Origin of the sequence: Nonomuraea sp. NPDC049269 (assembly GCF_043197155.1) — a bacterium.
GTDB lineage: Bacteria > Actinomycetota > Actinomycetes > Streptosporangiales > Streptosporangiaceae > Nonomuraea.
Genome location: NZ_JBICSO010000008.1, coordinates 402065 through 427996 on the forward strand (window position 1 = coordinate 402065; position 25932 = coordinate 427996).

22 protein-coding genes are annotated in these 25932 nt (G+C 70.4%); 14 read left to right on the forward strand and 8 right to left on the reverse strand.

Annotated elements, in window-relative coordinates:
- Positions 1 to 110 precede the first annotated feature (110 nt).
- The 7 genes from rnc (at position 111) to ACGFNP_RS41410 (ending at position 9624) form a co-directional block, all read left to right on the forward strand.
- On the forward strand, positions 111 to 830 hold the full coding sequence (gene rnc / locus ACGFNP_RS41380) for a ribonuclease III (protein ID WP_358323588.1): 720 nt from the start codon (positions 111 to 113) through the stop codon (positions 828 to 830).
- The gene (gene mutM / locus ACGFNP_RS41385; RefSeq protein ID WP_393328219.1) at positions 831 to 1676 is read left to right on the forward strand and encodes a bifunctional DNA-formamidopyrimidine glycosylase/DNA-(apurinic or apyrimidinic site) lyase; all 846 of its coding nucleotides are present in this window, start codon (positions 831 to 833) and stop codon (positions 1674 to 1676) included. It begins immediately after the preceding gene.
- Positions 1677 to 1891: 215 nt separating this feature from the next.
- Positions 1892 to 2167, forward strand: coding sequence for an acylphosphatase (locus ACGFNP_RS41390; RefSeq protein WP_219530425.1), 276 nt, complete (start codon positions 1892 to 1894; stop codon positions 2165 to 2167).
- Between the two features lie 191 nt (positions 2168 to 2358).
- Positions 2359 to 2553 carry a hypothetical protein gene (locus tag ACGFNP_RS41395; RefSeq protein WP_090938435.1) on the forward strand — a complete coding sequence of 65 codons (195 nt, stop codon included), beginning with the start codon at positions 2359 to 2361 and terminating at the stop codon, positions 2551 to 2553.
- A 189-nt stretch (positions 2554 to 2742) separates the two neighbouring features.
- A complete protein-coding gene (gene smc / locus ACGFNP_RS41400; protein ID WP_358323582.1) occupies positions 2743 to 6453 on the forward strand; it encodes a chromosome segregation protein SMC in 3711 nt (1236 codons plus the stop codon).
- Between the two features lie 78 nt (positions 6454 to 6531).
- Positions 6532 to 7713, forward strand: coding sequence for a signal recognition particle-docking protein FtsY (gene ftsY / locus ACGFNP_RS41405; protein ID WP_358323112.1), 1182 nt, complete (start codon positions 6532 to 6534; stop codon positions 7711 to 7713).
- A 237-nt stretch (positions 7714 to 7950) separates the two neighbouring features.
- Entirely contained in the window at positions 7951 to 9624 is a 1674-nt protein-coding gene (locus ACGFNP_RS41410) for a tetratricopeptide repeat protein (protein ID WP_358323109.1), read from the forward strand.
- 15 nt (positions 9625 to 9639) lie between these two features.
- On the opposite strand, the gene ACGFNP_RS41415 is transcribed toward ACGFNP_RS41410, so the two are convergent.
- Genes ACGFNP_RS41415 through ACGFNP_RS41425 form a run of 3 tightly spaced genes read right to left on the reverse strand, consistent with a single transcriptional unit; the run spans position 9640 to position 12496 of the window.
- Positions 9640 to 10422 (reverse strand): ABC transporter ATP-binding protein, encoded by a 783-nt coding sequence (locus ACGFNP_RS41415; RefSeq protein WP_219530156.1) that lies wholly within the window; start codon positions 10420 to 10422, stop codon positions 9640 to 9642.
- Entirely contained in the window at positions 10419 to 11462 is a 1044-nt protein-coding gene (locus ACGFNP_RS41420) for a FecCD family ABC transporter permease (protein ID WP_393328223.1), read from the reverse strand. The genes ACGFNP_RS41415 and ACGFNP_RS41420 overlap by 4 nt, the downstream gene beginning before the upstream one ends.
- Positions 11462 to 12496, reverse strand: a complete 1035-nt coding sequence (locus ACGFNP_RS41425; protein ID WP_358323101.1) for an iron ABC transporter permease — start codon at positions 12494 to 12496, stop codon at positions 11462 to 11464. Before ACGFNP_RS41425 ends, ACGFNP_RS41420 begins: the two co-directional genes overlap by 1 nt.
- 98 nt (positions 12497 to 12594) lie before the next feature.
- Here ACGFNP_RS41425 and ACGFNP_RS41430 point away from each other — a divergent pair, with 98 nt between their 5' ends.
- Positions 12595 to 13557 (forward strand): ABC transporter substrate-binding protein, encoded by a 963-nt coding sequence (locus ACGFNP_RS41430; protein WP_393328226.1) that lies wholly within the window; start codon positions 12595 to 12597, stop codon positions 13555 to 13557.
- Between the two features lie 4 nt (positions 13558 to 13561).
- Here the strand turns inward: ACGFNP_RS41430 and ACGFNP_RS41435 are convergent, their stop codons facing one another.
- Positions 13562 to 14638, reverse strand: a complete 1077-nt coding sequence (locus ACGFNP_RS41435) for a PLP-dependent cysteine synthase family protein (RefSeq protein ID WP_358323095.1) — start codon at positions 14636 to 14638, stop codon at positions 13562 to 13564.
- 245 nt (positions 14639 to 14883) lie between these two features.
- Here ACGFNP_RS41435 and ACGFNP_RS41440 point away from each other — a divergent pair, with 245 nt between their 5' ends.
- Positions 14884 to 15468 carry a sigma-70 family RNA polymerase sigma factor gene (locus ACGFNP_RS41440; RefSeq protein ID WP_214636970.1) on the forward strand — a complete coding sequence of 195 codons (585 nt, stop codon included), beginning with the start codon at positions 14884 to 14886 and terminating at the stop codon, positions 15466 to 15468.
- On the opposite strand, the gene ACGFNP_RS41445 is transcribed toward ACGFNP_RS41440, so the two are convergent.
- On the reverse strand, positions 15465 to 16409 hold the full coding sequence (locus ACGFNP_RS41445) for a sensor histidine kinase (RefSeq protein WP_358323092.1): 945 nt from the start codon (positions 16407 to 16409) through the stop codon (positions 15465 to 15467). The genes ACGFNP_RS41440 and ACGFNP_RS41445 overlap by 4 nt on opposite strands.
- Positions 16410 to 16572: 163 nt before the next feature.
- Entirely contained in the window at positions 16573 to 17406 is an 834-nt protein-coding gene (locus ACGFNP_RS41450) for an EamA family transporter (RefSeq protein ID WP_393328230.1), read from the reverse strand.
- Between the two features lie 89 nt (positions 17407 to 17495).
- Here ACGFNP_RS41450 and ACGFNP_RS41455 point away from each other — a divergent pair, with 89 nt between their 5' ends.
- The 5 genes from ACGFNP_RS41455 (at position 17496) to ACGFNP_RS41475 (ending at position 21507) form a co-directional block, all read left to right on the forward strand.
- Positions 17496 to 18071, forward strand: a complete 576-nt coding sequence (locus tag ACGFNP_RS41455; RefSeq protein ID WP_358323086.1) for an XRE family transcriptional regulator — start codon at positions 17496 to 17498, stop codon at positions 18069 to 18071.
- Between the two features lie 90 nt (positions 18072 to 18161).
- On the forward strand, positions 18162 to 18497 hold the full coding sequence (locus tag ACGFNP_RS41460; RefSeq protein WP_358323083.1) for a hypothetical protein: 336 nt from the start codon (positions 18162 to 18164) through the stop codon (positions 18495 to 18497).
- Positions 18498 to 18524: 27 nt separating this feature from the next.
- A complete protein-coding gene (locus ACGFNP_RS41465) occupies positions 18525 to 19298 on the forward strand; it encodes a polysaccharide deacetylase family protein (RefSeq protein ID WP_358323080.1) in 774 nt (257 codons plus the stop codon).
- 45 nt (positions 19299 to 19343) lie between these two features.
- Positions 19344 to 19994, forward strand: a complete 651-nt coding sequence (locus ACGFNP_RS41470) for a DUF2461 domain-containing protein (protein WP_393328234.1) — start codon at positions 19344 to 19346, stop codon at positions 19992 to 19994.
- 10 nt (positions 19995 to 20004) lie between these two features.
- Positions 20005 to 21507: a DUF2079 domain-containing protein gene (locus ACGFNP_RS41475; protein ID WP_393328237.1), complete on the forward strand. Its 1503-nt coding sequence runs from the start codon at positions 20005 to 20007 to the stop codon at positions 21505 to 21507.
- On the opposite strand, the gene ACGFNP_RS41480 is transcribed toward ACGFNP_RS41475, so the two are convergent.
- Positions 21470 to 23998: a hypothetical protein gene (locus tag ACGFNP_RS41480; RefSeq protein WP_393328240.1), complete on the reverse strand. Its 2529-nt coding sequence runs from the start codon at positions 23996 to 23998 to the stop codon at positions 21470 to 21472. The genes ACGFNP_RS41475 and ACGFNP_RS41480 overlap by 38 nt on opposite strands.
- A 78-nt stretch (positions 23999 to 24076) precedes the next feature.
- A complete protein-coding gene (gene typA / locus ACGFNP_RS41485) occupies positions 24077 to 25927 on the reverse strand; it encodes a translational GTPase TypA (protein WP_358323068.1) in 1851 nt (616 codons plus the stop codon).
- Positions 25928 to 25932: the final 5 nt, after the last annotated feature.

The following is a 25932-nucleotide window of genomic DNA, read 5'->3' on the forward strand; positions in this document are numbered from 1 at the left end:
GCCGGGGTCTAGTCCCCCCGACGCCCACCACGTTTTCGGGCATCTTCCGCAGCCGTCGCGCCTTGTGAAGATGTCCGAGGAGGAAGCACGTGGGCGCAGGTCCTAAGCCGGTGGCCGTCGAGGTCGCCAGAGAAGAGCTGGAGCGGGTGCTGCTGGTCGGCCTCGGTGCCGACATCCTGGAGCGGGCGCTGACCCACCGCTCCTACGCGTACGAGAACGGCGGCCTGCCCACCAACGAGCGCCTGGAGTTCCTCGGCGACTCGGTGCTCGGCCTCGTCGTGACCGACACCCTCTACCGCAACCACCCCGACCTGCCCGAAGGCCAGCTGGCCAAGCTGCGGGCCGCGGTGGTCAACATGCGTGCCCTGGCCGACGTGGCCCGCACGCTCGGCCTGGGCCGGTTCCTGCGGCTCGGCCGGGGCGAGGAGGGCACGGGCGGCCGCGACAAGTCGTCGATCCTGGCCGACACGCTGGAGGCGCTGATCGGCGCCGTCTACGTCGACAAGGGCCTGGACGAGGCGTTCCGGGTCGTGCACCTGCTGTTCGATCCGCTGATCGTCCGCTCGGCGTCGCTGGGCGCCGGCCTCGACTGGAAGACCTCGCTGCAGGAGCTCACCGCCTCCGAGGCGCTCGGCGTGCCCGAATACCACGTCGAGGAGAGCGGCCCCGACCACGCCAAATCCTTCACCGCCGAGGTGCGGGTGGGCGGCGAGTCCTACGGCTCGGGCAACGGACGCAGCAAGAAGGAGGCCGAGCAGCAGGCGGCCGAGGCGGCGTGGACCCGCATCAGGGCCCGCCGCGAGCAGCGCGAGAGCCAGCCGGCGGGCTAGGTGCCAGAGCTTCCGGAGGTCGAGGTCGTCCGCCGCGGCCTCGCCGAATGGGTGGCCGGCCGGGAGATCGCCTCGGCCGAAGTGCTCCATCCCCGTGCCACCAGACGCCACGTGCCGGGCTCGGAGGAGTTCTCCGCGCGCCTGAGAGAGCGCACAGTGCTCTCGGCGGAGCGTCGCGGCAAATACCTGTGGCTGCCGCTCTCGGGCGACGAGGAGGCGCTCCTGGCCCATCTGGGCATGAGTGGCCAGTTGCTCGTCGTGCCGCCCGACTCGCCGTTGGAGAAGCATCTGCGAGTCCGGCTCAGCTTCACCGATGGCGGCGCCGATCTCCGCTTCGTGGACCAGCGAACGTTCGGCCACGTCATGCTGACCCCTCTGGTCGAGGGCATTCCCGCGCCCATCGCGCACATCGCCCCCGATCCGTTCGAGAAGCCGTTCGACGCCGACGCGTTCGCGACGAACCTCCGCAAGAAGAAGACCGAGATCAAACGGGCCCTGCTCGATCAGTCGTTGATCAGCGGAGTCGGCAACATCTACGCCGACGAGGCCCTCTGGCTGGCGAAACTCCACTGGGCACGACCCACCCAGACCCTCACACGCCCCAAGATCGTCGAGCTCCTGGCCGCCGTCCGCCAGGTCATGGGCGCCGCCCTCCTGCAGGGCGGGACGTCCTTCGACAGCCTCTACGTCAACGTCAACGGGGAGAGCGGCTACTTCGAGCGCTCCCTGGAGGTCTACGGCAGACGCGACCAGCCCTGCTCCCGCTGCGGCACCCCGATCAGGCGCGACCCGTTCATGAACCGCTCGTCCTACAGCTGCCCGACCTGCCAGCGGAAGCCCCGCTGAGCTGGTCCGAAGAAGACGGTCAAGAGCGCGCACGTAGCGGCGCCCGGCCGTCTCCACCGGAGGAGCGTGCCCCTGGACGGGCCCCGGCCCCGTGCGGTGGGTGGGGCCCACCGGGCCGGCCGTAATGGATGGTTTGGAGAATGAGGTACGGTGCCCGGCCCGCCGCACCGGAAGCCTCGTGCGGCGGTCACGGAGCCGCAAAGGAAAAAGGGGAGATCCCAATGGTGAGGCTGACGGTGTGGGTGAGGGGGAGGGTGCAGGGCGTGGGCTTCCGATGGTGGACGCGCGCGCGGGCGCTGGAGCTCGGACTCACGGGGTGGGCGAGGAACACCCCCGACGGCCGGGTGGAAGTCGTGATGGAAGGCTCCGAAGAGGCCTGCGTCAAGCTCCTAGGGCTGCTCAGAGGTTGCGACACGCCGGGCAGAGTTGATGGAGTGGTGGAACGTTGGAGCGAAGCCCGAGGTAGTTTGGGGGGGTTTGTGGAGCGGTGAGGGGTTTCGTTTAACCGCCCAAATAGGGTATAGTTGTATGTCGGGAGTGCCCGGGGGATGGTCTACGCGGCCCGTTCGACTTGACCGCCCACACTGCCGGTGCGACTCTTGTTAGGTACCACGCGCACCCCTCCCGCGGAATAAGAAGTGCGCGAACCAGTCTGGTCACTCAGCGTGGAGGACCCTTTACCATGGCGAAGGCTCTACTCGGCCACGTCGGCGGTCCTGACCCTCGAATGGTCTCGGAGATGCGCCGTCTGCAACAGCGGATCCGGGATTTGGAGGCAGAACTCATCCGACTCCAGGCCACGAATGACGCTCTTGCGGCGCAAACCCGCGACGAGGCGCTCAGCCGTATGCAAGAGCGCGAGCCGGCACTTACCTAAGGGTGCCGGAGCGCACGACCCAGGGACGTCTCGAAGAGGCGTCCCTTGTTATTTTGCGGATATTCAGCGAACTTTATCCCTCCTTTGCCCAACCTGCGCTAGCCCTGACTGCACACGCCCTCGCAGGGCAGTGAACACCAAGTAGTCTTTCCTCGCGAAAGCTCGGTTCAGGGAGAAGGGGGCGTGGTCTTGTATCTGAAGACCCTCACCCTGCGCGGCTTCAAGTCGTTCGCCTCCGCGACCGCCCTGCGCTTCGAGCCCGGCATCACCTGTGTCGTGGGCCCCAACGGCTCCGGCAAGTCCAACGTGGTCGACGCCCTGGCCTGGGTCATGGGCGAGCACAGCGCCAAGTCGCTGCGCGGCGGCAAGATGGAGGACGTCATCTTCGCCGGCACCTCCTCCAGGCCGCCGCTCGGCCGGGCCGAGGTGACGCTGACCATCGACAACACCGACGGCGCGCTGCCGATCGACTACACCGAGGTCACGATCAGCCGCCTGATGTTCCGGTCGGGCCAGAGCGAATACGCCATCAACGGCGACACCTGCCGCCTGCTCGACATCCAGGAGTTGCTGTCCGACTCGGGCATCGGCCGCGAGATGCACGTCATCGTCGGCCAGGGCCAGCTCGACGCCGTGCTGCACGCGGGCCCCGAAGACCGGCGGGCGTTCATCGAAGAGGCCGCGGGCGTGCTCAAGCACCGCAAACGCAAGGAGAAGGCGCTCCGCAAGCTCGACGCGATGCAGGCCAACCTCACCCGTGTCCAGGACCTCGCCACCGAGCTGCGCCGCCAGCTCAAGCCGCTCGGCCGCCAGGCGGAGATCGCCCGCAAGGCCGCCGTCATCCAGGCGGACCTGCGCGACGCCCGGCTGCGCCTGCTGGCCGACGACGTGTGCGTCCTGCGCGTGACTCTTGAGCGCGAGGCGGCCGACGAGGCGGCGATCCTGGCCCGGCGCACCAGGGTGGAGTCCGAGCTGGCTGAGGGCCAGCAGCGTGAGGCCGCCCTGGAGACGGCCGAGGCCGAGGCCCAGCCCCGGCTGACCGCCGCCCAGGAGACCTACTTCCGCCTCTCCTCCCTGCGCGAACGCATCACCGGCCTCGAACAACTGGCCGCCGAACGGCACCGGCACGCGCTCGACGCGGCCGCCATCGAGCGGCGCGGGCGCGATCCGGAGGAGCTCGAACGCGAGGCGGCCGAGGCCCGCGAACACGAGCTGATCCTCCAGGCCGAGCTGGAGCACGCCCAGGACCTGCTGGAAGAGGCGGTCCAGCGGCGCGCCGAGGCCGAGGCCGAGCTGAGCGCCGAGGAGCAGCGGCTCGCCATGGCCTCCCGGGCCGCCGCCGACCGGCGCGAGGGCCTGGCCAGACTGCGCGGCCAGGTCGATTCCGTACGCAGCAGGGCGCGCGCCGCCGAGGACGAGATCGGCCGCCTCACCCGCGCCGTGACCGAGGCCGCCGGGCGGGAGCGCCAGGCCCGCGAAGACCTGGAGTCGCGGCGGCTGGAGGAGCCCGCCGTCGATCCCGCGCTGGCCGCGGAGCTGGCCGCCGCCCAGGCGCTGGTCGACGAGGCCAAGGCGGCGGCCGACGAGGCCCGCGCCGCCGTCGAGCAGGCCAAGTCCGCGCTCGACGCGCCGCGAGCCGCCCTCCAGGCCGCCAGATCGGGCATCGGCACGGCTCGCGCCACCGACCAGAAGGCCCAGCAGACCGTGGCCGCCCTCCGGGCCCGCTGCGAGGCCCTTGAGCTCGGCCTGGCCAAGGGCGACGGTGGTGCGGCCCTCCTCGAGACCGACCTGGCCGGGGTGCTCGGTCCCCTGGCCGCGTCGATGCAGGTCACCCCGGGCGCCGAGCCGGCTGTCGCGGCCGTTCTCGGGCCCATCGCCGACGCCATCGCCGTCAAGACGGTGGACACCGCGCTCGCCGCGCTGGAGCTGCTCCGCGTCAAGGAGGCAGGCCAGGCGACACTCCTGGTGGCGCACACCAACGGACAGGCCGCAGCGGCTGGTCTCGACAGGCAGGCCGCGGATCGGGTTCGCGGGGCGGCGCCGCAGGGGAGTCGGTGGGCCGCGGCGCTGGTGACGGTGCCCGAGCATCTCAGGGCCGCCCTGGACCACGTCCTGGCAGACGTCGTCGTCGTGGACGACCTCGATGCCGCCCGTGCGATCGTGGACAGCCATCCCGGGCTGCGCGCCGTGACCAGGGGCGGCGATCTCGTCGGCGCCCATCTGGCCAGCGGTGGCTCCGAGGGCGGCACCTCCGTGCTGCAGGTGCGGGCGGCGCTCGACGACGCTGTCGCGGACCTGGAGGAGGCCGAGGGCAGGGCCGAGGAGACCGCCGAAGCCCTCGACGAGGCCGCCGCCGCCGAGCAGGCCGCGCAGCTGGCCCTGGAGTCGGCCCAGACCCACGTCAACGAGGCGCAGTCCGCCGCGGGCACCGCCCAGGCCGGGGTCAACACCGCCCAGAGCACACTCGACCAGGTCAGAGCCCGGCAGCGCGAGGCCGACCAGCGCAACGCCGCGGCGGCCAAGCGGCTGGCCCAGCTCGAAGCCGCCGCCGACGCCGCCCGCGACGAGGCTCAGCGCCTCGCCAAGAACGTCACGACGGCCGAGGAGTCCCGCGCCGAGGGCCTGGAGGAGCTGGCCGAGCTGGAGATCCGGCTGGCCGAGGCCGAATACGCGCAGGAGCTGGAGACCGAGCCGACCACCGAGCTCCGCGACGACCTGGCCGGCACCTGCCAGGTCGCCAGGCAGCGCGAGATGGAGACCCGCCTGCAGGTCCGTACCGCCGAGGAGCGGGTCAAGGGCATCGAGGGCCGGGCCGACGGCCTGATCAGGGCCGCCCAGCGCGAGCGCCAGGAGCGTGCCCAGGCCGCCGCCCAGCGGGCCAGGCGCCGCCAGCAGGCGACGGTGGCCGAGGCTGTGAGCAGGGGCGCCAAGCAGGTGCTCAGGGCCCTGGGGGCGTCCATCCAGCTCGCCGCCCGCGAACGCGACGAGGCCGACCTGGCCCGCGTCGCGATCGACGCCGAGCTCAAGCAGGTCCGTCTGCACGTACGCGAGCTCGGCCAGGAGCTCGACCGGCTGGTCAACCGGGTCCACGGCAGCGAGGTCGCCCGCACCGAGCAGCGCCTCCGCCTCGAACAGCTCCAGCAGCGCGCCCTGGAGGAGTTCGGCGTCGAGCAGGAGTCACTGATCTCCGAGTACGGCCCGGAGGCCCCGGTCCCCGGCGACCCGCCCATCCCCTACGTACGCGAGGAGCAGGAGAAGCGGGCCAAGATCGCCGAGAAGCAGATGAACCAGCTCGGCAAGGTCAACCCGCTGGCCCTGGAGGAGTTCGCGGCGCTGGAGGAGCGGCACGCCTTCCTCAACTCGCAGCTCGAAGACCTCAAGAAGACCCGGCGCGACCTCATGCTGGTGGTCAAGGAGGTCGACGAACGGGTGGAGCAGATGTTCACCTCGGCTTACGAGGACGTGGCGCGGGAGTTCGAGCAGATCTTCACCCGGGTGTTCCCCGGTGGTGACGGCCGTCTGGTGCTGACCGAGCCCACCGACATGCTGACCACCGGCATCGAGGTCGAGGCCAGGCCGCCCGGCAAGAAGGTCAAGCGGCTGTCGCTGCTGTCGGGCGGTGAGCGGTCGCTGACCGCGGTGGCGTTCCTGATCTCCATCTTCAAGGCGCGGCCGTCCCCGTTCTACGTGATGGACGAGGTCGAAGCGGCTCTCGACGACACCAACACGCAGCGCCTGCTGAGGCTCTTCGAAGAGCTGCGGGAGAGTTCGCAGCTGATCGTCATCACCCACAACAAGCGCACGATGGAGATCGCCGACGCCCTCTACGGCGTGTCGATGCGCGGCGACGGCGTCACTCAGGTGGTCAGCCAGCGGCTCCGGGAGCGCGAGTCCGCCTGACCTCGTCCCGGCCCGATGGGCCCCGACCGCGCGGCGCGGGTCATCAGCATGCCGGTCGATCTGGAAAACTGACCTGTTGTGGATGGTTATCTCGGCGTCATAGTGATCGTGGTCGTCGTCGCCCTGTTGGCGGCCGGCGGCCTTTTCCTGCTGTTCAGGCCGGGTGGCAAGGCCGCGCCGCCGGTCGAGCCGCCCAAGCCGCCCCAGACGCCCACGCTCCCCGAGCAGCGTCCGGCGCCCAGCGCGGAGGAAGGTGAGGGGGCGACCACCACGCTCCCGCCTCCGGCGCCACCCGCTGTCGTCGTGCCCGAAATCGAGGTGCCGCCGCCGTCCGCCGGCCGGATGGTGCGGCTGCGTTCCCGGCTGGCCCGCTCACAGAGCGCGCTCGGGCGCGGCCTGCTGGAGCTGCTGTCCCGCGACCGTCTCGACGACGACGTCTGGGACGAGATCGAGGAGAGCCTGATCACCGCCGACGTCGGTGTGGCGCCGACGCGCGCCATGGTCGAGGAGCTGCGCACGAAGGTCAAGGTCCTCGGCAGCCGCACCCCCGCGGAGGTGCGCAAGCTGCTCAGGGAGCAACTGCTCGCCCAGATCAACCCCGACCTGGACCGTACGCTGCACATCCAGAAGCACGGCGAGCGGCCCGCCGTCGTGCTCGTCGTGGGCGTCAACGGCACCGGCAAGACCACCACCACGGGCAAGCTGGCCCGCTCGCTGGTAGGTGACGGCAAGAAGGTCGTGCTCGGCGCGGCGGACACCTTCCGGGCCGCGGCCACCGAACAGCTCCAGACCTGGGGCGACCGGGTCGGCGCCGACGTCGTACGCGGGCCCGAGGGCGGCGATCCTGCCTCGGTCGCCTTCGACGCGACGGCCAGGGGCATCGAGGAGAAGGTCGACGTCGTCATCATCGACACCGCCGGCCGCCTGCACACCAAGACCGGCCTCATGGACGAGCTGGGCAAGGTCAAGCGGGTCATCGAGAAGAAGGCCACGGTCGACGAGGTGCTCCTCGTCCTCGACGCCACCACCGGCCAGAACGGGATGCGGCAGGCCCAGGTGTTCGCCGAGGTGGTCAACATCACCGGCATCGCACTGACCAAGCTCGACGGCACGGCCAAGGGCGGCATCGTCATCTCGGTCCAGCGTGAGCTGGGGGTTCCGGTCAAGCTGGCCGGGCTCGGAGAGGGCCCCGACGACCTGGCGCCGTTCGATCCGGAGGTGTTCGTCGACGCGATTCTCGGCGACGAAAACGCAAAATGAAATGGAAATACGGCTTACCGGGGAATGGGTTGTCGTTTGGCCGAGGCCGTGTTGATATTGAGCGGTCCTCAGCTATAGATCGAAAAGAGCACCCATGAAGAAGGTAGTCGTCCACAGACCCGGGACCGTCAAACTGACCGGCGCCGCGACGCCGAAGCACGCCGCCTGATCTGTCATCGGGCTGGGCCGGTGTCTGGGTGGAGACCCCGGCCTCGGCGGGTGATCCGGGGGACGCCTTTGACAGAGATCACACTTGACGCCGATCGTCGGCGCAACGGTCCCTACACGCTCGCGGCCAATCTCCTCGGCCTCCTGGTCCCGGAGGCGGCGCCGGGGCTGGTCGCGGCACACGACATCGAGATCCTCGCGGCGGCTCCCGGCCTGCGTGTCTCCGTCCCGGCCGGTCGCGTCTCGCTGGTTGACCGGCTGCCGCAGGACGAGCGCATCCTGGTGCCGGGCCGGCTGCGTACGCTCCGGCTGGCCAACGGGCTCGCCGAGTTCGTCCGTGACCACCTGAGCGTCCGTGGTCCGCTGGCCGTGCGGGTGACGAACGCGCATGAGGCGGACCCGACGGACATCGAGTTGGTGGCCGTACTACGTCGCCGGGTGCCCGCCGAACTGCTCACGATCGCCCTCGAGGACCCCGCGTTCGAGGTGCCGGGCCCGCGCGGAGTGCCCGTACGGGATGTGGATCTCGACCGTTACCGCGACGAGGGGTTCCATCACGCCATGGCCGAGGCCGGTGCGGCACTGCTGCCCACGCTGGCGGAGGACGGCGAGGAGTGGTGGCGGTTGCTGCACCGCACGACCACCGCGCTGGCCGCCCTCGATCGGGAGGAGGCGGCCCGCGCCCTGCTCGACCATGCCAGGCGGGTGAGCGCGCACCCGAAACACCGTGCCACGGCCGCCTACGCGACCGCGATGCTGCTGGTCAGGCACCACGATCCGGGCGAACGCGACCCGGAGGAGGCGATGGCCTGGATCAACGAGGCGGTCGCCCTGACCTCGCTGCTGCCCGACCGCCGCGAGCGCGCCTTCCACCTGGGCTTCGACCTCAATGGCAAGGCGCTCATCGAGGTACGCAGGGGCAACACCGAGGTCGCGCTACGGCTCGTCCAGCAGGCCATCGAGCTGGCCGAACGCGACCTGGAGCCGGGCAGGCATCCGGTGCACAAGGCCGTCCTGCGCGCCAACCGTGCCCAGCTGACCGCCCTGATGGGCGATGCCGAAGGGGCGCTGGCCGACCTCGACGCGGTCATCGCGGCCGACCCCGGATATGCCGATCCCTACCTCGACCGGGGCAATCTGCTGCACCGGCTCGGTCGCCTGGAGGAGGCGCTGGCCGACTACGAGACGGCCATGCGGGTGGGACCGCCCTTCCCCGAGCCGTACTACAACCGTTCGGAGATCCGCTACGCCCGGGGAGACCTCGCGGGCGCGCTGGCCGACCTCGACCACGCCATCGAGCTCGATCCCGGCTTCACCGACGCCTACGTCAACAGGGCCGGGCTGCTGGTGGCGCTGGACGAGCTGGACAGGGCCCGGGCCGACGCCGAGCGCGACCTGGACAATCCGTACCTGCTGTGCGTGCTCGGCCAGGTCGAGGCCGCGCAGGGGAGCCGGGTGAAGGCCCGCAAGGCGTATGACTCGGCGCTGCGCCGCGACCCCCGGCTGGCGGCGGTCTGGGCGGGGCGGGGGGCGCTGGCGTTCGAGGAGGGCGACCACGAGACGTCCATCGCGGACCTCACCCGGGCGATCGAGCTGGAGGAGAGCGCGGAGGTCCTGTTCAACCGGTCGCTCGCCCTGCGCATGGCCGGGCGTTCGGAGCGGGCGCGGGCGGACCTGCGGCGGGCGCGCGAGCTGGCGCCGGACGATGAGGATGTACGACGGGCGCTGGCCGAACTCGGCTGAACTCGGGAGAAACCATCAGCGGTGGGTACCGATGGGGATGACGAGCGGGGTGCCTGCCACCGGGTCAGTGATGATCTTGGCGTCCAGCTCGAACACCTCCCGCATCAGCTCCTCCGTCAGCACCTCGTGCGGGTCGCCGGCGGCCACCACGCGGCCGTCTCGCATGGCCACCAGCCGGTCGGCGTAGCGGGCCGCCAGGTTGAGGTCGTGCAGCACCATGACGATGGTCCGGCTCGCCTCCCGGTGCAGCTGTCGTACCAGCTCCAGGACCTCCACCTGGTGCGCGAGGTCCAGGAACGTGGTCGGCTCGTCGAGCAGCAGCAGGTCGGTGCCCTGGGCCAGCGCCATGGAGATCCAGGCCCGCTGCCGCTGTCCGCCCGAGAGCTCGTCCAGGGGGCGTTCCGCCAGGTCCGCCAGGCCGGTCATGGCCAGTGCCTCGCCCACGGCCGCCTCGTCGTCCGACGACCACTGCCGGTACCACGTCTGGTGCGGGTGCCTGCCCCTGGCGACCAGGTCGGCGACCGTCAGGCCCTCCGGCGCGGTGGGCGCCTGCGGCAGCACGCCGAGGATCTTGGCCACCTCGCGGGTGGGGATCCGGTCGATGCGCTTGCCGTCCAGCAGCACCTCGCCGCCCTGCGGCCGGAGCAGGCGGCCGAGGGCGCGCAGCAGGGTGGACTTGCCGCAGCCGTTCGGGCCGATGATCGTGGTCACCGTGCCGGCCTCGATACCGAGGTCGAGGCCGTCCACGATGGTGCGGTCCCCGTACCCGAGCTTGACGTCGACGGCCTGGAGCCTCATTTGCGCGCCTTCCAGATCAGGTGGATGAGGTACGGGGCGCCGAGGACCGCGGTCACGACGCCGACGGGGAGTTCGATGGGGGAGAAGACGGTACGTGCGATCAGGTCGGCGATGGCGGTCAGCACGGCGCCGACCATCGCCGACGACAGCAGCGGCGGCTGTCCGGAGCGGGTGAGCCGGAGCGCGATCTGGGGCGCGGCCAGCGCGACGAACGCGATCGGGCCCGCCGAGGCCGTCGCGACGGCGGCGAGGAGCACCGCGGCGAGGATCATCAGCGCCCGCGCCGGGTTCATCCGCACGCCGAGCGCGGTGACCGTGTCGTCGCCGAAGCGCAGCGCGTCGAGCGAGCGGGTGCCGAGCAGCGTCAGCGGCACGAGCACGGCCAGCGCGAGCGCCACGGGCACCACGTGCTCCCAGCCCCGGCCGTTGAGCGAGCCGCTGATCCAGACCATGGCCCTGCCGGTGTCGTTCACGTCGCCAACGGTCAGCAGCCAGTACTTGACGTTGGTGAACACGGCGGCCACGCCGATGCCGACCAGGACCAGCCGGTAGCCGTCGAGCCCGCGCCGCCAGGCCAGCGCGTACACGATCGCGGCGCCCCCCAGGCCGCCGAGCAGGGCCAGGACGGGGATGCCGAGGGTCGAGAGCAGCCCGCTGGCCCCGCCGACGGCGCTGCCGCTGGCCACCACGCCGGCCACGACGGTGACGGAGGCGCCGGTGGTGACACCGAGGATCTCGGGGCTGGCCAGCGGGTTGCGCGCGATGGACTGGATGATCGCGCCGGACAGCGCCAGCGCCGCGCCCACCAGGGCGCCGGTCAGCGCGCGCGGCAGGCGGAGCTCCATGATCACGAAGTGGTTGGCGCTGTTGACGTCGAACGTGCCGCCCAGCACTTCGGCCACGGTCATCCGGATGTCGCCGATGCGCATGTTCAGGGCCATGAGCAGGCCGAGGAGCACCAGGCCGCCGAGGGTCACGGCGACGCCGCGCAGTCGTACCTGCCAGGACAGGCCCGCCACCCGCAGCGGGAACGTCGTCATCACAGTCGCACCGGCTTCCTGCGGCGGACCAGGACGACGAAGAAGGGGGCGCCGAGCAGCGCGAGCACCACACCGACCTCCAGCTCGCCCGCTCCGCCGCTGACGCGGCCGATCACGTCGGCGAGCAGCAGCAGCGCCGCGCCGATCAGCCCGGAGTAGGGCAGCAGCCACCGGTGGTCGGTGCCGGACAGCGGGCGGGCCAGATGCGGCACGATCAACCCGACGAACGCGAGCGACCCGCAGGCGGCGACCGAGGCGCCGGAGAGCAGGGTGACGGCGGTGACGCCGACGGTCCGGGTGAGCGCGATGTTCTGGCCCAGGCTGCGGGCGACGTCCTCGCCGAGGGACAGCGCGTTCAGCCCCGGGGCGTTGACCATCGCCAGCAGCAGCCCGGCCAGGATGAACGGCAGCACCTGCCAGACCACGTCGGAGCCGCGGGCGGCGATGGAGCCGGCCTGCCAGAACCTGAACACGTCCATCGCCTGCTCGTCCAGCAGCACGATGGCCGAGGTCAGCGCGTACAGGAAGGCGCTCACGGCGGTGCCCGCCAGGGCGAGCGTGACCGGCGTCGGACCGCCGCGCCCGCCGACCATGCCGAGCGCGAACACGCCGACGCTGGCGATCAGGGCGCCGGCCAGGCCGAACCAGATGTAGGCGAGCAGGCTGGAGGCGCCCAGCAGGATGATCGAGGCCACCATCGCGAACGCCGCGCCCTGCGTGACGCCGAGCAGCCCGGGGTCGGCGAGCGGGTTGCGGGTGTGGCCCTGCATGAGCGCGCCCGCGACGCCTAACGCCAGTCCGGCGAGCACGCCGAGCACGGTCCTGGGGATCCGCAGCGAGCGGATGACGATGTCGTTCTCGGTGCCGGTCGGGGCGGTGAGCGCGTGCCAGGCGTCGGCCGGCGGTACGGACTTGGCGCCGATCGTGATGCTCAGCACCACACCGATCAGAACGGCCCCGAGCAGGACCAGAAGTACGGAGAGCCGCCGATGCTGAACGCCGTGTGGGCGCGGCGTCACAGCCGTAGCGGTCACGCGTCCTCCTCAGCATTTGCCCGACCTCGGTGAAGTATGCCAGGTTAGGCAGACCTAACCTAATTTAGGATTGCCTAAGGTTCATGGAAAGGGATCGGATGAGACCGTTGCGCGCCCTGGTGGGAGTCGTCCTTGTGACGACGCTCTCCGCATGTGGTTCGACGCCCGCCGCGCAGAAGCTGACGGAACCGTTTCGGATCATCAAGCACGCGATGGGCGAGACCACGATCCCGGCCCAGCCCAAGCGGGTGGTGGCCTTGGACCAGAGTTTCGTCGACGCGGTGCTGACGCTGCGCACGCCGGTGGTCGGCTACACCACCTACCGGTCCATCGACTCGAAGCTGCCAGATTACCTGGGCTCCGTCGCCGCCGAGTACGGCAAGGAGGCCACCCCGGTCGGCACCCTGGAGCAGCCCAGCCTGGAGAAGATCATGGCGCTCAAGCCCGATCTCATCGTCTCGGCCAGGGTCCGCCACGCGGCCCTCTACGACAAGCTGTCCAAGATCGCCCCGACCGTCTTCAGCGAGACCACCGGCGCCATCTGGAAGGACAACGTCCGGCTCATGGGACAGGCCTTGGGCAAGGAGCAGCTCGCCGACACCACGATCAAGTCGTACGAGGAGCGGGCCGCGAAGATCGGCGCCGAGATCAAGGAGAAGGACGGGAAGCTGCCGACCATCTCCATCGTCAGGTTCGCCGGTGAGCCGACGGTCCGGTTGTACGTCGAGAAGTCCTACTCCGGCATCGTGATGAAGGACATCGGCTTCCCGCGCCCGGAGGGCCAGCCCACCAAGCAGGACGCGATCGCGGTGGACGTGAGCCAGGAGCGCATCGGCGACCTGGACGCGGACCAGATCTTTGTGGCGACGTTCGCGGACCCGTCGGCTGCGGCGCCCAAGGAGAAGTTCGTCGGCAACCCTCTGTGGGGGAAGCTCAAGGGAGACAAGCGCGAGGTCAGCGACGTGACCTGGATGACCGCGGTCGGCATCCAGGGCGCCCATGCGATCCTCGACGACGTGGCGAGGTTCTTCGCCGTCGATGCCGCCAAGACCGTCTCCTGAGGGATCAGCCCGCTGAAAGGAAGGTCCGCAGGTCTTCCAGGTGCGGGGCGAGGTCCAGGCCCTGGGCGGAGAGCCAGTCCTGGTCGCAGTAGGTGCCCCGGTAGCGCTCGCCCCCGTCGCAGATCAGGGTGACGATGCTGCCCTGGGCGCCGGCCGCGCGCATTTCGCGGATCAGGTCCACGCAGGCGGCCACGTTCGTACCGGTGGAGCCGCCCACGTCCCGGCCCGTCACCTCACGGACCCAGTGCATGGCGGCGATCGACCGGGCGTCCGGTACGGCGATCATGCGGTCGATGACCATCGGCTGGAACGAGGGCTCCACCCTCGGCCGCCCGATGCCCTCGATGCGGGAGCCTCGGGCGGTGACGGAGGAGTCGCCCGACACCCAGCTCGGGTAGAAGGCGGAGCCCTCCGGGTCGGCCACCGCGAGGCGTGTGGGGTGGCGGCGGTAGCGGATGTAGCGGCCGATCGTCGAGGAGGTGCCGCCCGTGCCCGCGCCCACCACGATCCAGGTGGGCTCCGGGTGGGGTTCCAGGGCCATCTGGGCGTAGATGGACTCGGCGATGTTGTTGTTGCCCCGCCAGTCCGTGGCCCGCTCGGCGTAGGTGAACTGGTCCATGAAGTGGCCGTTCGTCTCGGCCGCCAGGCGCCGGGACTCGTCATAGATGGTGCCCGGGTCGTCGACCAGATGGCACTTGCCGCCGTAGAACTCGATCAGCGCGATCTTCTCCGGTGAGGTGGAGGCGGGCATCACCGCGATGAAGGCCAGGCCGAGGAGCCGGGCGAAGTATGCCTCGCTGACCGCCGTGGAGCCGCTGGACGCCTCGACGACCGTGGTGGCCGGGCCGATCCAGCCGTTGGCCAGGCCGTACAGGAAAAGAGATCGGGCGAGCCGGTGTTTGAGTGAACCGGTGGGGTGTACTGACTCGTCTTTCAAGTAGAGGTTTACTCCCCAGCGCGAGGGAAGCGGAAAGACATGGAGGTGCGTATCGCAACTCCGGTTGGCGTCGGCTTCGACCCTACGGATGGCGTCCGTCACCCAGAGTCGTTCCTCCATGTCATGACGGTCCACAAAAATCATCTCTATACGCTATCCCATGTGACTCTGACCACATTAATCGTGATATTGGGGGTATAGTGTTATGCTAATGAGACTGGTCCGGCCGTGGACGTGATGACGCATGCCGCGAGCCTGTGGGCCTTTCACCTCCCTGACCTGGCGGAACCGCTAACGCAGTCCTTACGTGGGGATTGCGACACTGGTACGAAGGTCAGCGGCTTGGCCGAGATGGGGGATAGATCGCAAGGGGGAATGTTTTGATCACTATGACCGATGAGCAGCGACAAGACTGGTTCGAGCGCGATGTCGTGCCCGTGACGTCGCAGCTGTTCGCCTCCGCCATGCGTCTGACCCGTAACTCCGCCGACGCAGAGGACTTGGTCCAGGAGACCGTGGCCAAGGCGTATACCTCGTACCACCAGTTCCGCGAGGGCACCAACCTCAAGGCTTGGCTCCACCGGATCCTCACCAACAACTTCATCAACGACTACCGCAAGAAGCAGCGCTCGCCGAAGCTGGCGGCCGCCGAGGAGATCGAGGACTGGCAGCTGCACGCCGCCGAGTCCCACAGCTCGACCGGCCTGAAGTCGGCCGAGACCGAGGCGATCGAACGGCTGCCCGACAACGTCGTGATGAACGCGCTCCGCTCCCTGCCGGAGGACTTCCGCGTCGCCGTCTACCTGGCCGACGTCGAGGGGTTCGCCTACAAGGAGATCGCCGAGCGCATGGGCACGCCGATCGGCACGGTCATGTCCCGGTTGCACCGGGGCCGCCGTCAGCTGCGCGGCATGCTTGAGGGCTACGCCCGCGAAGAGGGCGCGGTACGCGTCCCGGCCCAGAGCGCTGCCTAGCCGTCCAACCCCATATGGAGCCGCACGCGGAGTGTTCCGTTCTCAGCCCGTAGGTCGACGAAGTCGCAGAGCTGTCGGCTGATCCAGAGCCCGTATCCTCGAGAGGATTCGGGCTCTGGTGGTATGTAGCCCGGTAAGGGGTCATCGAGCGCGCCGCCCGGGTCGGCGATCTCGCAGACCATCTCCCCTCCGCTCACCCACATCCTGATCAGGCCGTGGCCCGCGCCGTGCTCGACGCTGTTCGCGGCGATCTCGGAGACGCTGAGCACCAGGGAGCCGATGAGGTTGACGTCCATCCCCGCGGCGCTGGCGTAGTCGCGGACCGTGTGCCTCAGTCCCTTGATCTGCTGCGCGGTGAAGGTCACCGTCGCCACCTGGCCGCTCGGCGCGGGCAGCGGCGCCAGGTCGCCGTTCAGCACCAGCTCGTGCGGCTGGACGAAGTCCGTGCTGACCGTCTCACCGCCGGCCTTGAGCAGCAGGGGATGGATCATCGGCTGATGATCCAGCACCGCCGCCGGGATCGTCCGCGGGTCGTAGAGGCACAGGACGACGGCCCTGGCATCCTCCAGGGCGGCGTTCAGCACTGATTCGTAGCGGATCCACTCGCGTATCTCGCGATCGCCGCGGTCGCGCCAGGTGGCCTCGCCGACGACGAGCGTGCGCCGCCCCCGGGTGTACTCGTGGTAGGCGGCCAGCGTGCGGTGCGGGTGGTGGTACCAGGTGCGGGAGTCCCGGCGGTCGATCTGCCCGGCCTCGTCGCCGAGCGCCTCTTCGAGCAGCCGGAGCCTCCCGGCCGAGGTCACCACGAGTACCCGCCTGTCGTCGGCGAGCGCCGCGCGCACGCGGGGCACGATCAGTGCGAGAAAGGCGTCATCCGAGTCGTACGGCACCGCGACGTGCTTGAACGGCTCGGGGGCTGGAGGTGCCCGATCGGGGCGCACGGCCGAAACGTAACAAGCGCTTGCAATCTACGCAACGGCTGCGAGCGCCGCCGCGCCCGGCGGCGGAATCGGCGCGCCAAGCGACCGCGGGTGAACGCCGACGCGCCAACAAGCGACCGCAGTTGAACGCGGCGGGTGAACGTCGGCGCGCCAACCGACCGCGTCAGGCGACGGCGATGAGCGCCACCGCGCCGAGCGCGCACGCGACGCCCGCCACCTGGATCGTGTGCAGCCGCTCCCCGAGCACCTGCCTGGCCAGCAGCAGCGTGCTCGCCGGGTAGAGGGACACCAGCACCGCCACCAGGCTCAGCAGGCCCTCCTGCTTGGCCAGCAGGTACAGCACGTTGGCCAGCATGTCGAGCACGCCCGCCGCGACGATGATGTGCAGCGATCCCCCGCCCGGCTTCAGCGTGCGCCGCGTCGCCACCGCGAGGAGCACCACCAGCGCCACCGAGGACAGTCTGGCCCCCACCAGGGGCCACAGCCCGCCCTCGGCCGGAGCCAGGGCGAGCAGGATGAAGAAGCCGCCGAACCCGGCCCCCGCGGCCAGGGCGGTGAGCACAGAGCCCGCCGAGCCGCTCTTCCCTGCGGAGCCGCCCTGGCTGACCAGGAACACGGCACCGAGGGCGAGCGCCACCCCGACCAGCGCCATGGGCTGGGGGCGCTCGCCGGTCGCCAGGCCGTACACGACGGGGAGCGCCGCCGAGGTGACCGCGGTCGTGGGCGCCACCACCGACATGACGCCGGTGGCGAGTGCCCGGTAGAAGAGCACCAGCCCGGTGGCGCCCGCCACGCCCGCGCCCAGCCCCCAGAGCATCGCCCCGGCGCTGAGCCGGCCGGGAAGCAGGGGGAGCAGGGCGAGGATCACGGCCAGGCCGGCGAGCTGCGACAGCGCCACGACCGAGAACACGCGCGATCGCCGGGTGGCCAGGCCGCCGAAGAAGTCAGCCGTGCCGTACACCATCGCGCAGGCCGTCGCGAGGATCACCGCAGTCACGTTCACACCATCCAGTGCATCAGAATGAACTCCTAGTACAACACATTAGGTGCAATACACTGCAAATCAAATTCACTAGACTGCACCGCATGGAGGATCCGGAGACGATCACGCAGGCCATCGCGAACAACGTGCGCGCCCAGCGCGCGCACCGCGGGCTCACGCTCGACGCGCTGGCCGCCAGGTCGGGAGTGAGCAGAGGCATGCTGGTCCAGGTCGAGCAGGGCCGGACCAACCCCAGTGTGTCCACGCTCACCCGGATCGCCTCCGCGCTCGGCGTGACCGTGGCCAGGCTCGTGGAGGTCTCCGACGTGCCGGTGGTGCGGATCGTCGAGAAGGCGGACGTGGTCACCTTCGACCAGGGTGAGGTGCAGGCGAAGCTGCTCGTCGGGGCCGACGCGCCGATGATCCTCGAACTGTGGGACTGGCGGCTGGGGCCCGGCCAGCACCACGACGGCGACGCCCACCCGCCGGGCACCCGCGAGATGCTGACCGTCCTGGCGGGCGAGCTGACGCTGACGGTGTACGGCAGGAGCTATGTGGTCAAGACCGACGCCGCCGTGCTCTTCACCGCGGACAGACCCCATCGCTACGCCAACCAGGGGTCCGAGGAGCTTCGGCTGGTCATGGTCGTGGCCGAGCCCAGAGAGGCGCCCGACCAATAACGCCGAACGCCCTCCGGATCACCTTCTGGAGTTTCATGATTACTCCATGTCCTTGACGGCTGAGGCCGGATGGTGGGTACATCCCGGTGTGTGCGACGAAACGTCAGCTGGGGGTGGCGCGTGACCGAGGGGCGCACGGCGACGGAGAAGCTCCACGCGGAGCTGCACGGTCTCGGCGTCGCCAGCGCCTACGAGATAGGCGACGACGCCACCGTCTCGGTGTGGATCGGCCTGGTCGTGCACTACAGGGACGGGTTTTACCGCTGGCAGGAAGGGGCGGTGCGACGTCGGCATTTGGGTACGGATCCGGTTGGTTGCGCTATACGCGTGGCGCGTCACTACACCGAACTCCAGGCGGATATCCCACTGTGGTGGGACGACCTGGCCAAGGAGTTGCGGGGGCATCCGGCGCAGGAATATCCGTAACCCCGCCGGACGCTCTCGGAGGGCGCCATGCGGGCCTGGGCTCTGTCGCTGGCACTACTGATCATGGCGGGATGCGGCACCCAGCCGGTGATCCACCCCCAGTCGGCCCGCCCCCAGGCGCCCATCGACCCCAAGGTGCTGGCCAAGCGGCTCGCGGCCATGCAGCCCGGCTGGCCGGTCGCCCGCGGGATCGACTGCGAGCACCAGAAGTGCGTCGCGCTCACCTTCGATGACGGGCCCGGCCCCTACACCGGCAAGCTGCTTGACCTGCTGCGCGCCCGGAAGGTCAGGGCCACGTTCTTCGTCCTGGGGCAGATGGTCGCCGCCGACCGGGGCGGCCACCTGGTGCGCCGCATCGTGGCCGAGGGGCACGAGCTCGGCAACCACTCGTGGAACCATCCCCCGCTCACCGGATTGGCGGACCGGCGGCTGCGTTTCCAGCTGAAGCAGACCAACGAGCTGGTGGAGCGGGTGACCGGGGTCCGGATGCGGATGATGCGCCCGCCGTACGGGGCGACGAACCGCCGGGTGGCCGCCGAAGCGGGGCACGAGGGGCTGGCGCAGATCCTGTGGAGCATCGACACCCTGGACTGGCACGACCCGGTGCCCGCCATCGTGGCCAGGCGGGCGAGCAAGGCGCGGGCGGGAGCGATCGTGCTGATGCACGACGTCCACCGGACCACCGTCCAGGCCGTCCCGACCCTGCTCGACGCGCTGGCGAAGAAGGGCTGCACGCCGGTGACCATCTCGGAGCTGTACGGCAGGACGCCCGTACCGGGCCGGACGTACCTGGGCCGATGAACGGTCCCGCGTCAAGCGTCGTCCGGCCGTGGCACTCTTGAGGGCATGGGGTTCACCGGTTTTCCCGACGAGGCTTTCCTGTTCTACGAGGGCCTTGAGGCGGACAACAGCAAGACGTACTTCACCCGGCACAAGCACCTCTACGAGGAGGCGGTGCGGGCGCCGATGCTCGCCCTCACCGGCGAGCTGGCCGCCGAGTTCGGGGAGGCCCAGCTGTTCCGCCCCTACCGCGACGTCCGCTTCGCCAAGGACAAGTCGCCCTACAAGACCCACCAGGGCGCCTTCGTGGATCTCACGCCCGGCATCGGCCTCTACCTCCAGCTCGGCGCCGACGGCGTCTACGCGGCCGGCGGCATCTACACCCAGGCGTCCGACCAGGTGGCCCGCTACCGCGCCGCGGTCGACGAGGACCTCACGGGCAAGCCGCTGGCGGACCTGGTGACGGCTCTGGTGGCCGAGGGCTACGTCATCGGCGGCGACCGGCTCAAGACCCGGCCCCGTGGCATCCCGGAGGACCATCCACGCCTCGACCTGCTGCGTCACAGGTCCCTCTACGCGGGCCGCCAGTGGGAGCCCGAGCCGTGGGTGCACACCGCGGAGGTCCTCGACCGCGTCCGCGACACCTGGCGCGCCTTCGGGCCCCTGGTGGACTGGCTCAGCGCCCACGTACGGGCCAGCGAGCAGCCCCGCCGCTGACCGCCCGACCATGGGAAGCGAACAGGCCGTGACGACCGTCACGCCGCCGGACACCCCCGAGCGCGTCGGCCGGACGCGCCGCGACCGCGTCACGCTGGCGGCGATCACCGCCACGGCGGGCGCCCTCTACACCACTCTCTCCCTGACCAAGCTCGCGAACTTCAAGGCCGGCGCCTACGACCTGGTGATCTTCGACCAGGCCGTCCGCTCCTATGCGCAGTTCCGTCTGCCCATAGCCATCGTCAAGGGCGTCCACAACGGCTTCGGTCCCGGCTTCTCCACCCTCGGCGATCACTGGTCGCCCATCCTGGCCCTGCTGGCCCCTCTGTACTGGCTGTTCGACGGCCCGAAGACGCTGCTGGTCGCCCAGGCGGTGCTGCTGGCCGCGGCGGCGATCCCGCTGTGGGTGTTCACGCGGCGGGCCCTCGGGCCGGGCGCCGCGCACCTCGTCGCCGTGGCCTACACGCTCTCGTGGCCCGTGGTGGAGACCGTGGCGTTCGACTTCCACGAGGCGGCGTTCGCGCCCCTGCTCACCGCCGTGCTGCTCGAACGCCGCCAGGCGGGCAAGCGCGTCGCCGTGGTACTGGCCGCCCTGGCCCTGCTGTGCGTCAAGGAGGACATGGGGCTGCTGGTCGCGGGGTTCGGGACGGTCCTGCTCGTCCAGCGCGGCTGGCGCGTCCTGGGCGGCGCGTTCGTGGTGGGCGGGGCGGCCTACACGTGGCTGGCCTCGCAGGTGCTCATCCCGCTGTTCGGGGGACGGTCGGACTACTACTGGGCGTACGGCGCGCTCGGGCCGGACATGGGGGGCGTCGCGCACACCGCCTTGACCGATCCGCTGGCGGTGCTGGCCCAGCTCGGCAGCCCGCCGGTCAAGCTCGTCACGCTGGCCCTGCTGCTCGGCGTCACGCTGATGGCGGCGCCGCTCTCGCCGCTGCTGATCATGGCGGTTCCGCTGCTCGCCGAGCGGATGCTGGCCAGTTCGTTCCCCAACTGGTGGGTGCCCGGCTACCACTACAACGCCTTCATCGTGGTGGTGGTCTTCGCGGCCGGCGTCGACGGCGTCCAGCGGCTGCGCTCCCGCGGCGTGCTCGGCGGGGACCGGGTGCCGCGGGTCTGGGCCTTGGGGGTGGCCGGCGTCGCCCTGGCCTCCGTGCCGTTCTTCGCCCTGGCCGACCTCGCCGACCCCGGCTCCTACCAGCACGACGCCCGCGAGCGGGCCGCGGCCGCCGCCGTCGCCGTGGTGCCCGACGGGGCGCTCGTGGAGGCGGCCAACAACCTGGCGCCGGCCCTGTCCGGGCGGAGCACGGTGCTGCTGTGGGACCGTACGCACCGTGGGGCCCCCTGGGTCGTGGCCGACGTGGGGCGGCGGATCTTCCCGTTCGCGAACGTGACCGAACAGCGGGACCGCGTCCGGTTCCTGGTCGGCAGCGGCTACCAGGTGCGGTTCTCCCAGGACGGCTACGTGGTCCTGGCGGCTACGGGGAGGACGACGACGACACCTGGTCTCCCTTGAGGATGCGGTCCACGGTCTGGCCCGCCGCCGACGTCGCCGCCGTGGTGCCCGCCGCGATGACGACGGCCAGCAGCGGCGTGGCCAGGCTGCGTACGCTGCGGATGTTGCGCACCCGCGCCCACGGCTCCCCGGCCAGATGCATGATGCGCCATTCCCAGTAGAGCCCGAGCCCGATGCAGACCAGCGCCACCTCGCCCACCACGATGGCCATGACCTGCACCTTGTCCGCCGCCCCGACGTCCGGCTCGAACAGCGTCGGCAGGTACGCCGACAGCTCCGTGACCAGTGCCGCCGCCATCAGGTGGAGCGCCTTGGTCATCGGCTGGGTGCCCCGGATGCGCGGATAGAAGTACCCGAACAGGAAGCCGAAGGCGGGCAGGGTGAGCAGGTAACGGGAGTCGAACACGAAGCTGCTCAGGTCGGCCCCCGACGGCCAGCCGTACACGAGCACGAAAGGCGTGCTCAGCAGCAGGCTGATCACGAACGCGTGCACGCCGTTGTGCCAGGGGGTGCAGCCGGCGGCGGTGGCGAGAGCCGTCTCGGGGTGCCGCCCGTGCTCGTGCAGCGCGGCTTCCAGTTCGAGCCGCCGCGTGTCGAACTCAGCCATCGACAGCTCGCCGGCGCCCAGCTTGCCCCGGCCGATGCGATAGAGCTCCTGCTCGGAGATGAGCAGCAGCCGCTTGTGCAGGGCGGCCCTGACCAGTTGCCGGTGCTCCTCGGCGGAGGTGGGCTCGACGACGGCCGGGTGGGGGCGTACGAGCAGCCAGCGGGCCGTCACCCAGGCGATGATCGAGGTGATCGACAGCTGGGGCAGCGCCACGTTGACGGCGGTGAGCGTGGTGCTGCCCCGTGGGGTGAGGTAGAGCACCATCAGGCAGACGATCACCGTGGCGTGCGTCGCCGGGTGGTCGAGCGCGGCCAGTGAGCCGCCGAGCCGCCTGAGCCGGAGCACCAGCAGCGCGAACGCCAGCAGCAACAGCCCGAGCACGCCGCGTACGAGCGGGTCGAGTGGCAGGATGCCGATCATCGGCAGGTTCGCCGCGTTCGTCGAGGGCATGTCCCACGACCCGGCGTCCAGCCACTCCGTCGGCCACCTCTGCACCAGCAGGCTCACGAGCAGGGCGCCCACGACCGCCGTGCGGGTCCACGTCTTGGTGGCCACCGCGATGGCGGCGATCGGGATCATCGCCCAGCCGAGGGCCAGCACCAGCCGGATGCTGTCCGGCGGGTACACCCCGGTCAGCAGCGCCCGGCCCCACAGCGCCAGCGCCAGCAGGCCGATCGCCGCCTCGGCCGCCAGCACCGCCAGCCGGACGATCACCACGCGGACCCCCAGGTCCACGCTGAACACCACCGCCGCCGCCGCGGCCGCCACGGCCGCGACCACGGAGCCGATCAGCAACGTCTGGCCGGGCAACTGCTGATGCAGCCACGACCAGGACAGCATGCCGAGGCCGACGAGGCAGCCGAGCCCGGTCACGACGAGCATGTCGCGGGTGGTCCACGGCGGGCTGGTCGGCAGGGCCCGGCTCGCGTGCCGCGCCGTGAGCGCCGGCACCGCGAGGAACAGGGCCACGTACGCCAGGGGCCGCCAGCTCGGGGCCAGGAGCGGGAGCAGCACCAGGGGGGCGATCAGGGCGAGCCCGAGGACGAGCTCACGGTTGGGCTGCCGGTTCCACCAGGCCATGCCGAGCGAGCGCGCCAGGAAGGCGACCAGCGCGATCGCGGTGAGCACGCCGAGCCCGGCCGTCCACGAGAAGTCGCTCTCCTCCATCGCGTCCGGGAACCCGTAGGAGTCCTGGGCCAACGTCACGCGCACCAGATACGACCCGACGGTGAACTGCAGGAGGTCCGGCTCCTCCCGGTCGGGCTTGATGCTTTCGGACTGGAGCACGGTCCACTCGCCCGGCAGCAGGCTGATCGTGCGCTGCTGCACGAGGAGCGGCTTGGCGCTGGGCGCGTTGAAGTCGAGCGTCATCAGCGCGCCGGGCGCGAACTGGCGCAGCAACGTCACCCGGAACTCGGCCGTCGTCACCCCGTCCTTCGTGGTGAGGGTCGGCGCCGGCCGGGTGGTCGGGGCCAGCGCGGTGCCGCCCACCTTGATCGCCCCGAACCCTTCGTCGGTGAACCGCCGGATCCCGTCGGGGAAGCCACCGCCCTGCCGCAGCGTTTCGACCAGCTTGTCGGCCTCGTTCATGCGCAGCCGGTGCTTGATGGTCACTTTCACCTGGCGCTGCCGCTCGTCTAGCCGGCCCTCGGGCACGGCGCGTAGATCACCCGGCCCGGCCCCGGTCACCTGGACCTCGGTCGTGGCCTGCCGGTCGTGATCTACGCGCGGCTCGTTCTGCACCAACTCCCACGGATCGGGCACAGCGGGCTCCACGGCCCGCGCGGTCTGCGGCACAGGCCTGGCCGCCACCGTGCACCAGACGATCGCTCCTGCCGAGACCATCGCCAGCCCGAACGCGATGAACATCCGGAGCTTCCCCACAGAGTGGATGATTCACTCGCGGCGGGAGTTGTTCCATCCAGTCCGGTCACGGTGTGGTCACACCTGACTTTTAACCCATCAGGCGCGCTTGGCGCGAGCGGCGGTCCGCCCACGCGCGGAGGCGTCGAGAACCACCTTGCGGATGCGTACGTGGTCCGGGGTGATCTCCACGCACTCGTCCTCGCGGATGAACTCGAGGGCCTGCTCCAGGGACAGGTTGCGCGGCGGGATCACCTTCTCGGTCTCCTCGCTCGTGGAGGAGCGCATGTTGGTGAGCTTCTTCTCCTTGGTGATGTTGACGTCCATGTCGTCGGACCGGGAGTTCTCGCCGATGATCATGCCCTCGTAGACCTCGGTGGTCGGGGACACGAACAGCGTGCCCCGCTCCTGGAGGTTGAGCATGGCGAAGGCGGTCACGGGACCGGAGCGGTCGGCCACCAGGGAGCCGTTGTTGCGGGTGCGCAGCTCGCCGAACCACGGCTCGTAGGAGTCGAAGACGTGGTGCACCAGGCCGGTGCCGCGCGTCTCGGTGAGGAACTCGGTGCGGAAGCCGATCAGGCCGCGCGCCGGCACCACGAACTCCATCCGGATCCAGCCGGTGCCGTGGTTGGTCATGTGCTCCATGCGGCCCTTGCGGACGGCGAGGAGCTGCGTGATCGCGCCCAGGTATTCTTCCGGGCAGTCGACCGTGAGGCGCTCGACCGGCTCGTGCACCTTGCCGTCGATGGTCTTGGTGACCACCTGCGGCTTGCCGACGGTCAGCTCGTAGCCCTCGCGGCGCATCTGCTCGACCAGGATGGCCAGCGCCAGCTCGCCGCGGCCCTGCACCTCCCAGGAGTCGGGCCGGTCGGTGGGGAGCACGCGCAGCGACACGTTGCCGACGAGCTCCTTCTCCAGCCGGTCCTTGACCATGCGGGCGGTGACCTTGGAGCCCTTGGACTTGCCGACCAGCGGCGAGGTGTTGGTGCCGATGGTCATCGAGATGGCCGGCTCGTCGACCGTGATGAGGGGCAGCGGGCGCGGGTCCTCGGGGTCGGCCAGCGTCTCGCCGATCATGATCTCGGGGATGCCGGCGATCGCGATGATGTCGCCGGGACCCGCCTCCTCGGCCGGCTTGCGCTCCAGGGCCTCGGTCATGAGCAGCTCGGTGATCTTGACCCGCTGGATCGTGCCGTCGGTACGGCACCAGGCCACCTGCTGGCCCTTGCGCAGCACGCCCTGGTGGATCCGGCAGAGCGCGATGCGACCCAGGTAGGAGGAGGCGTCGAGGTTGGTGACGTGGGCCTGCAGCGGGGCGTTGGGGTCGTAGGTGGGCGCCGGGATCGTCGACTTGATGATGTCGAAGAGCGGCTCCAGGTCCTCGGCATCGGGCAGGCCGCCGTCCTCGGGACGGTTCATGGAGGCGCGCCCCGCCTTGGCCGAGGCGTAGATGATCGGGAAGTCGATCTGCTCCTCGGTCGCGTCGAGGTCCATGAAGAGCTCGTAGACCTCGTCCACGACCTCCTTGATGCGCGAGTCGGGCCGGTCGACCTTGTTGATGCAGAGGATGACCGGCATCTTGGCGCCGAACGCCTTGCGCAGCACGAAGCGGGTCTGCGGCAGCGGCCCCTCCGACGCGTCGACCAGCAGCACGACACCGTCGACCATCGACAGACCGCGCTCCACCTCGCCGCCGAAGTCGGCGTGGCCCGGAGTGTCGATGATGTTGATGGTCATGCCGCCGTGACTTACGGCGGTGTTCTTGGCGAGAATGGTGATGCCCTTCTCGCGCTCTAGGTCGTTGGAGTCCATGACGCGGTCGTCGACGTCCTGGTTGGCGCGGAACGCCCCGGACTGCCAGAGCATGGCGTCGACCAGCGTGGTCTTGCCATGGTCGACGTGCGCGATGATCGCGATGTTCCGCAGGTCGTCGCGGCTGTTCAAAGGCATGATGA

Coding starts and splice junctions, on each gene's coding strand:
- ACGFNP_RS41395 (WP_090938435.1), top strand. CDS start 2,359: ATGGCGAAGGCTCTACTCGGCCACGTCGGCGGTCCTGACCCTCGAATG.
- ACGFNP_RS41415 (WP_219530156.1), bottom strand. CDS start 10,422: ATGAGGCTCCAGGCCGTCGACGTCAAGCTCGGGTACGGGGACCGCACC.
- ACGFNP_RS41420 (WP_393328223.1), bottom strand. CDS start 11,462: ATGACGACGTTCCCGCTGCGGGTGGCGGGCCTGTCCTGGCAGGTACGA.
- ACGFNP_RS41430 (WP_393328226.1), top strand. CDS start 12,595: ATGAGACCGTTGCGCGCCCTGGTGGGAGTCGTCCTTGTGACGACGCTC.
- ACGFNP_RS41435 (WP_358323095.1), bottom strand. CDS start 14,638: ATGATTTTTGTGGACCGTCATGACATGGAGGAACGACTCTGGGTGACG.
- ACGFNP_RS41440 (WP_214636970.1), top strand. CDS start 14,884: ATGACCGATGAGCAGCGACAAGACTGGTTCGAGCGCGATGTCGTGCCC.
- ACGFNP_RS41455 (WP_358323086.1), top strand. CDS start 17,496: ATGGAGGATCCGGAGACGATCACGCAGGCCATCGCGAACAACGTGCGC.
- ACGFNP_RS41465 (WP_358323080.1), top strand. CDS start 18,525: ATGCGGGCCTGGGCTCTGTCGCTGGCACTACTGATCATGGCGGGATGC.
- ACGFNP_RS41470 (WP_393328234.1), top strand. CDS start 19,344: ATGGGGTTCACCGGTTTTCCCGACGAGGCTTTCCTGTTCTACGAGGGC.
- ACGFNP_RS41475 (WP_393328237.1), top strand. CDS start 20,005: ATGGGAAGCGAACAGGCCGTGACGACCGTCACGCCGCCGGACACCCCC.
- typA (WP_358323068.1), bottom strand. CDS start 25,927: ATGCCTTTGAACAGCCGCGACGACCTGCGGAACATCGCGATCATCGCG.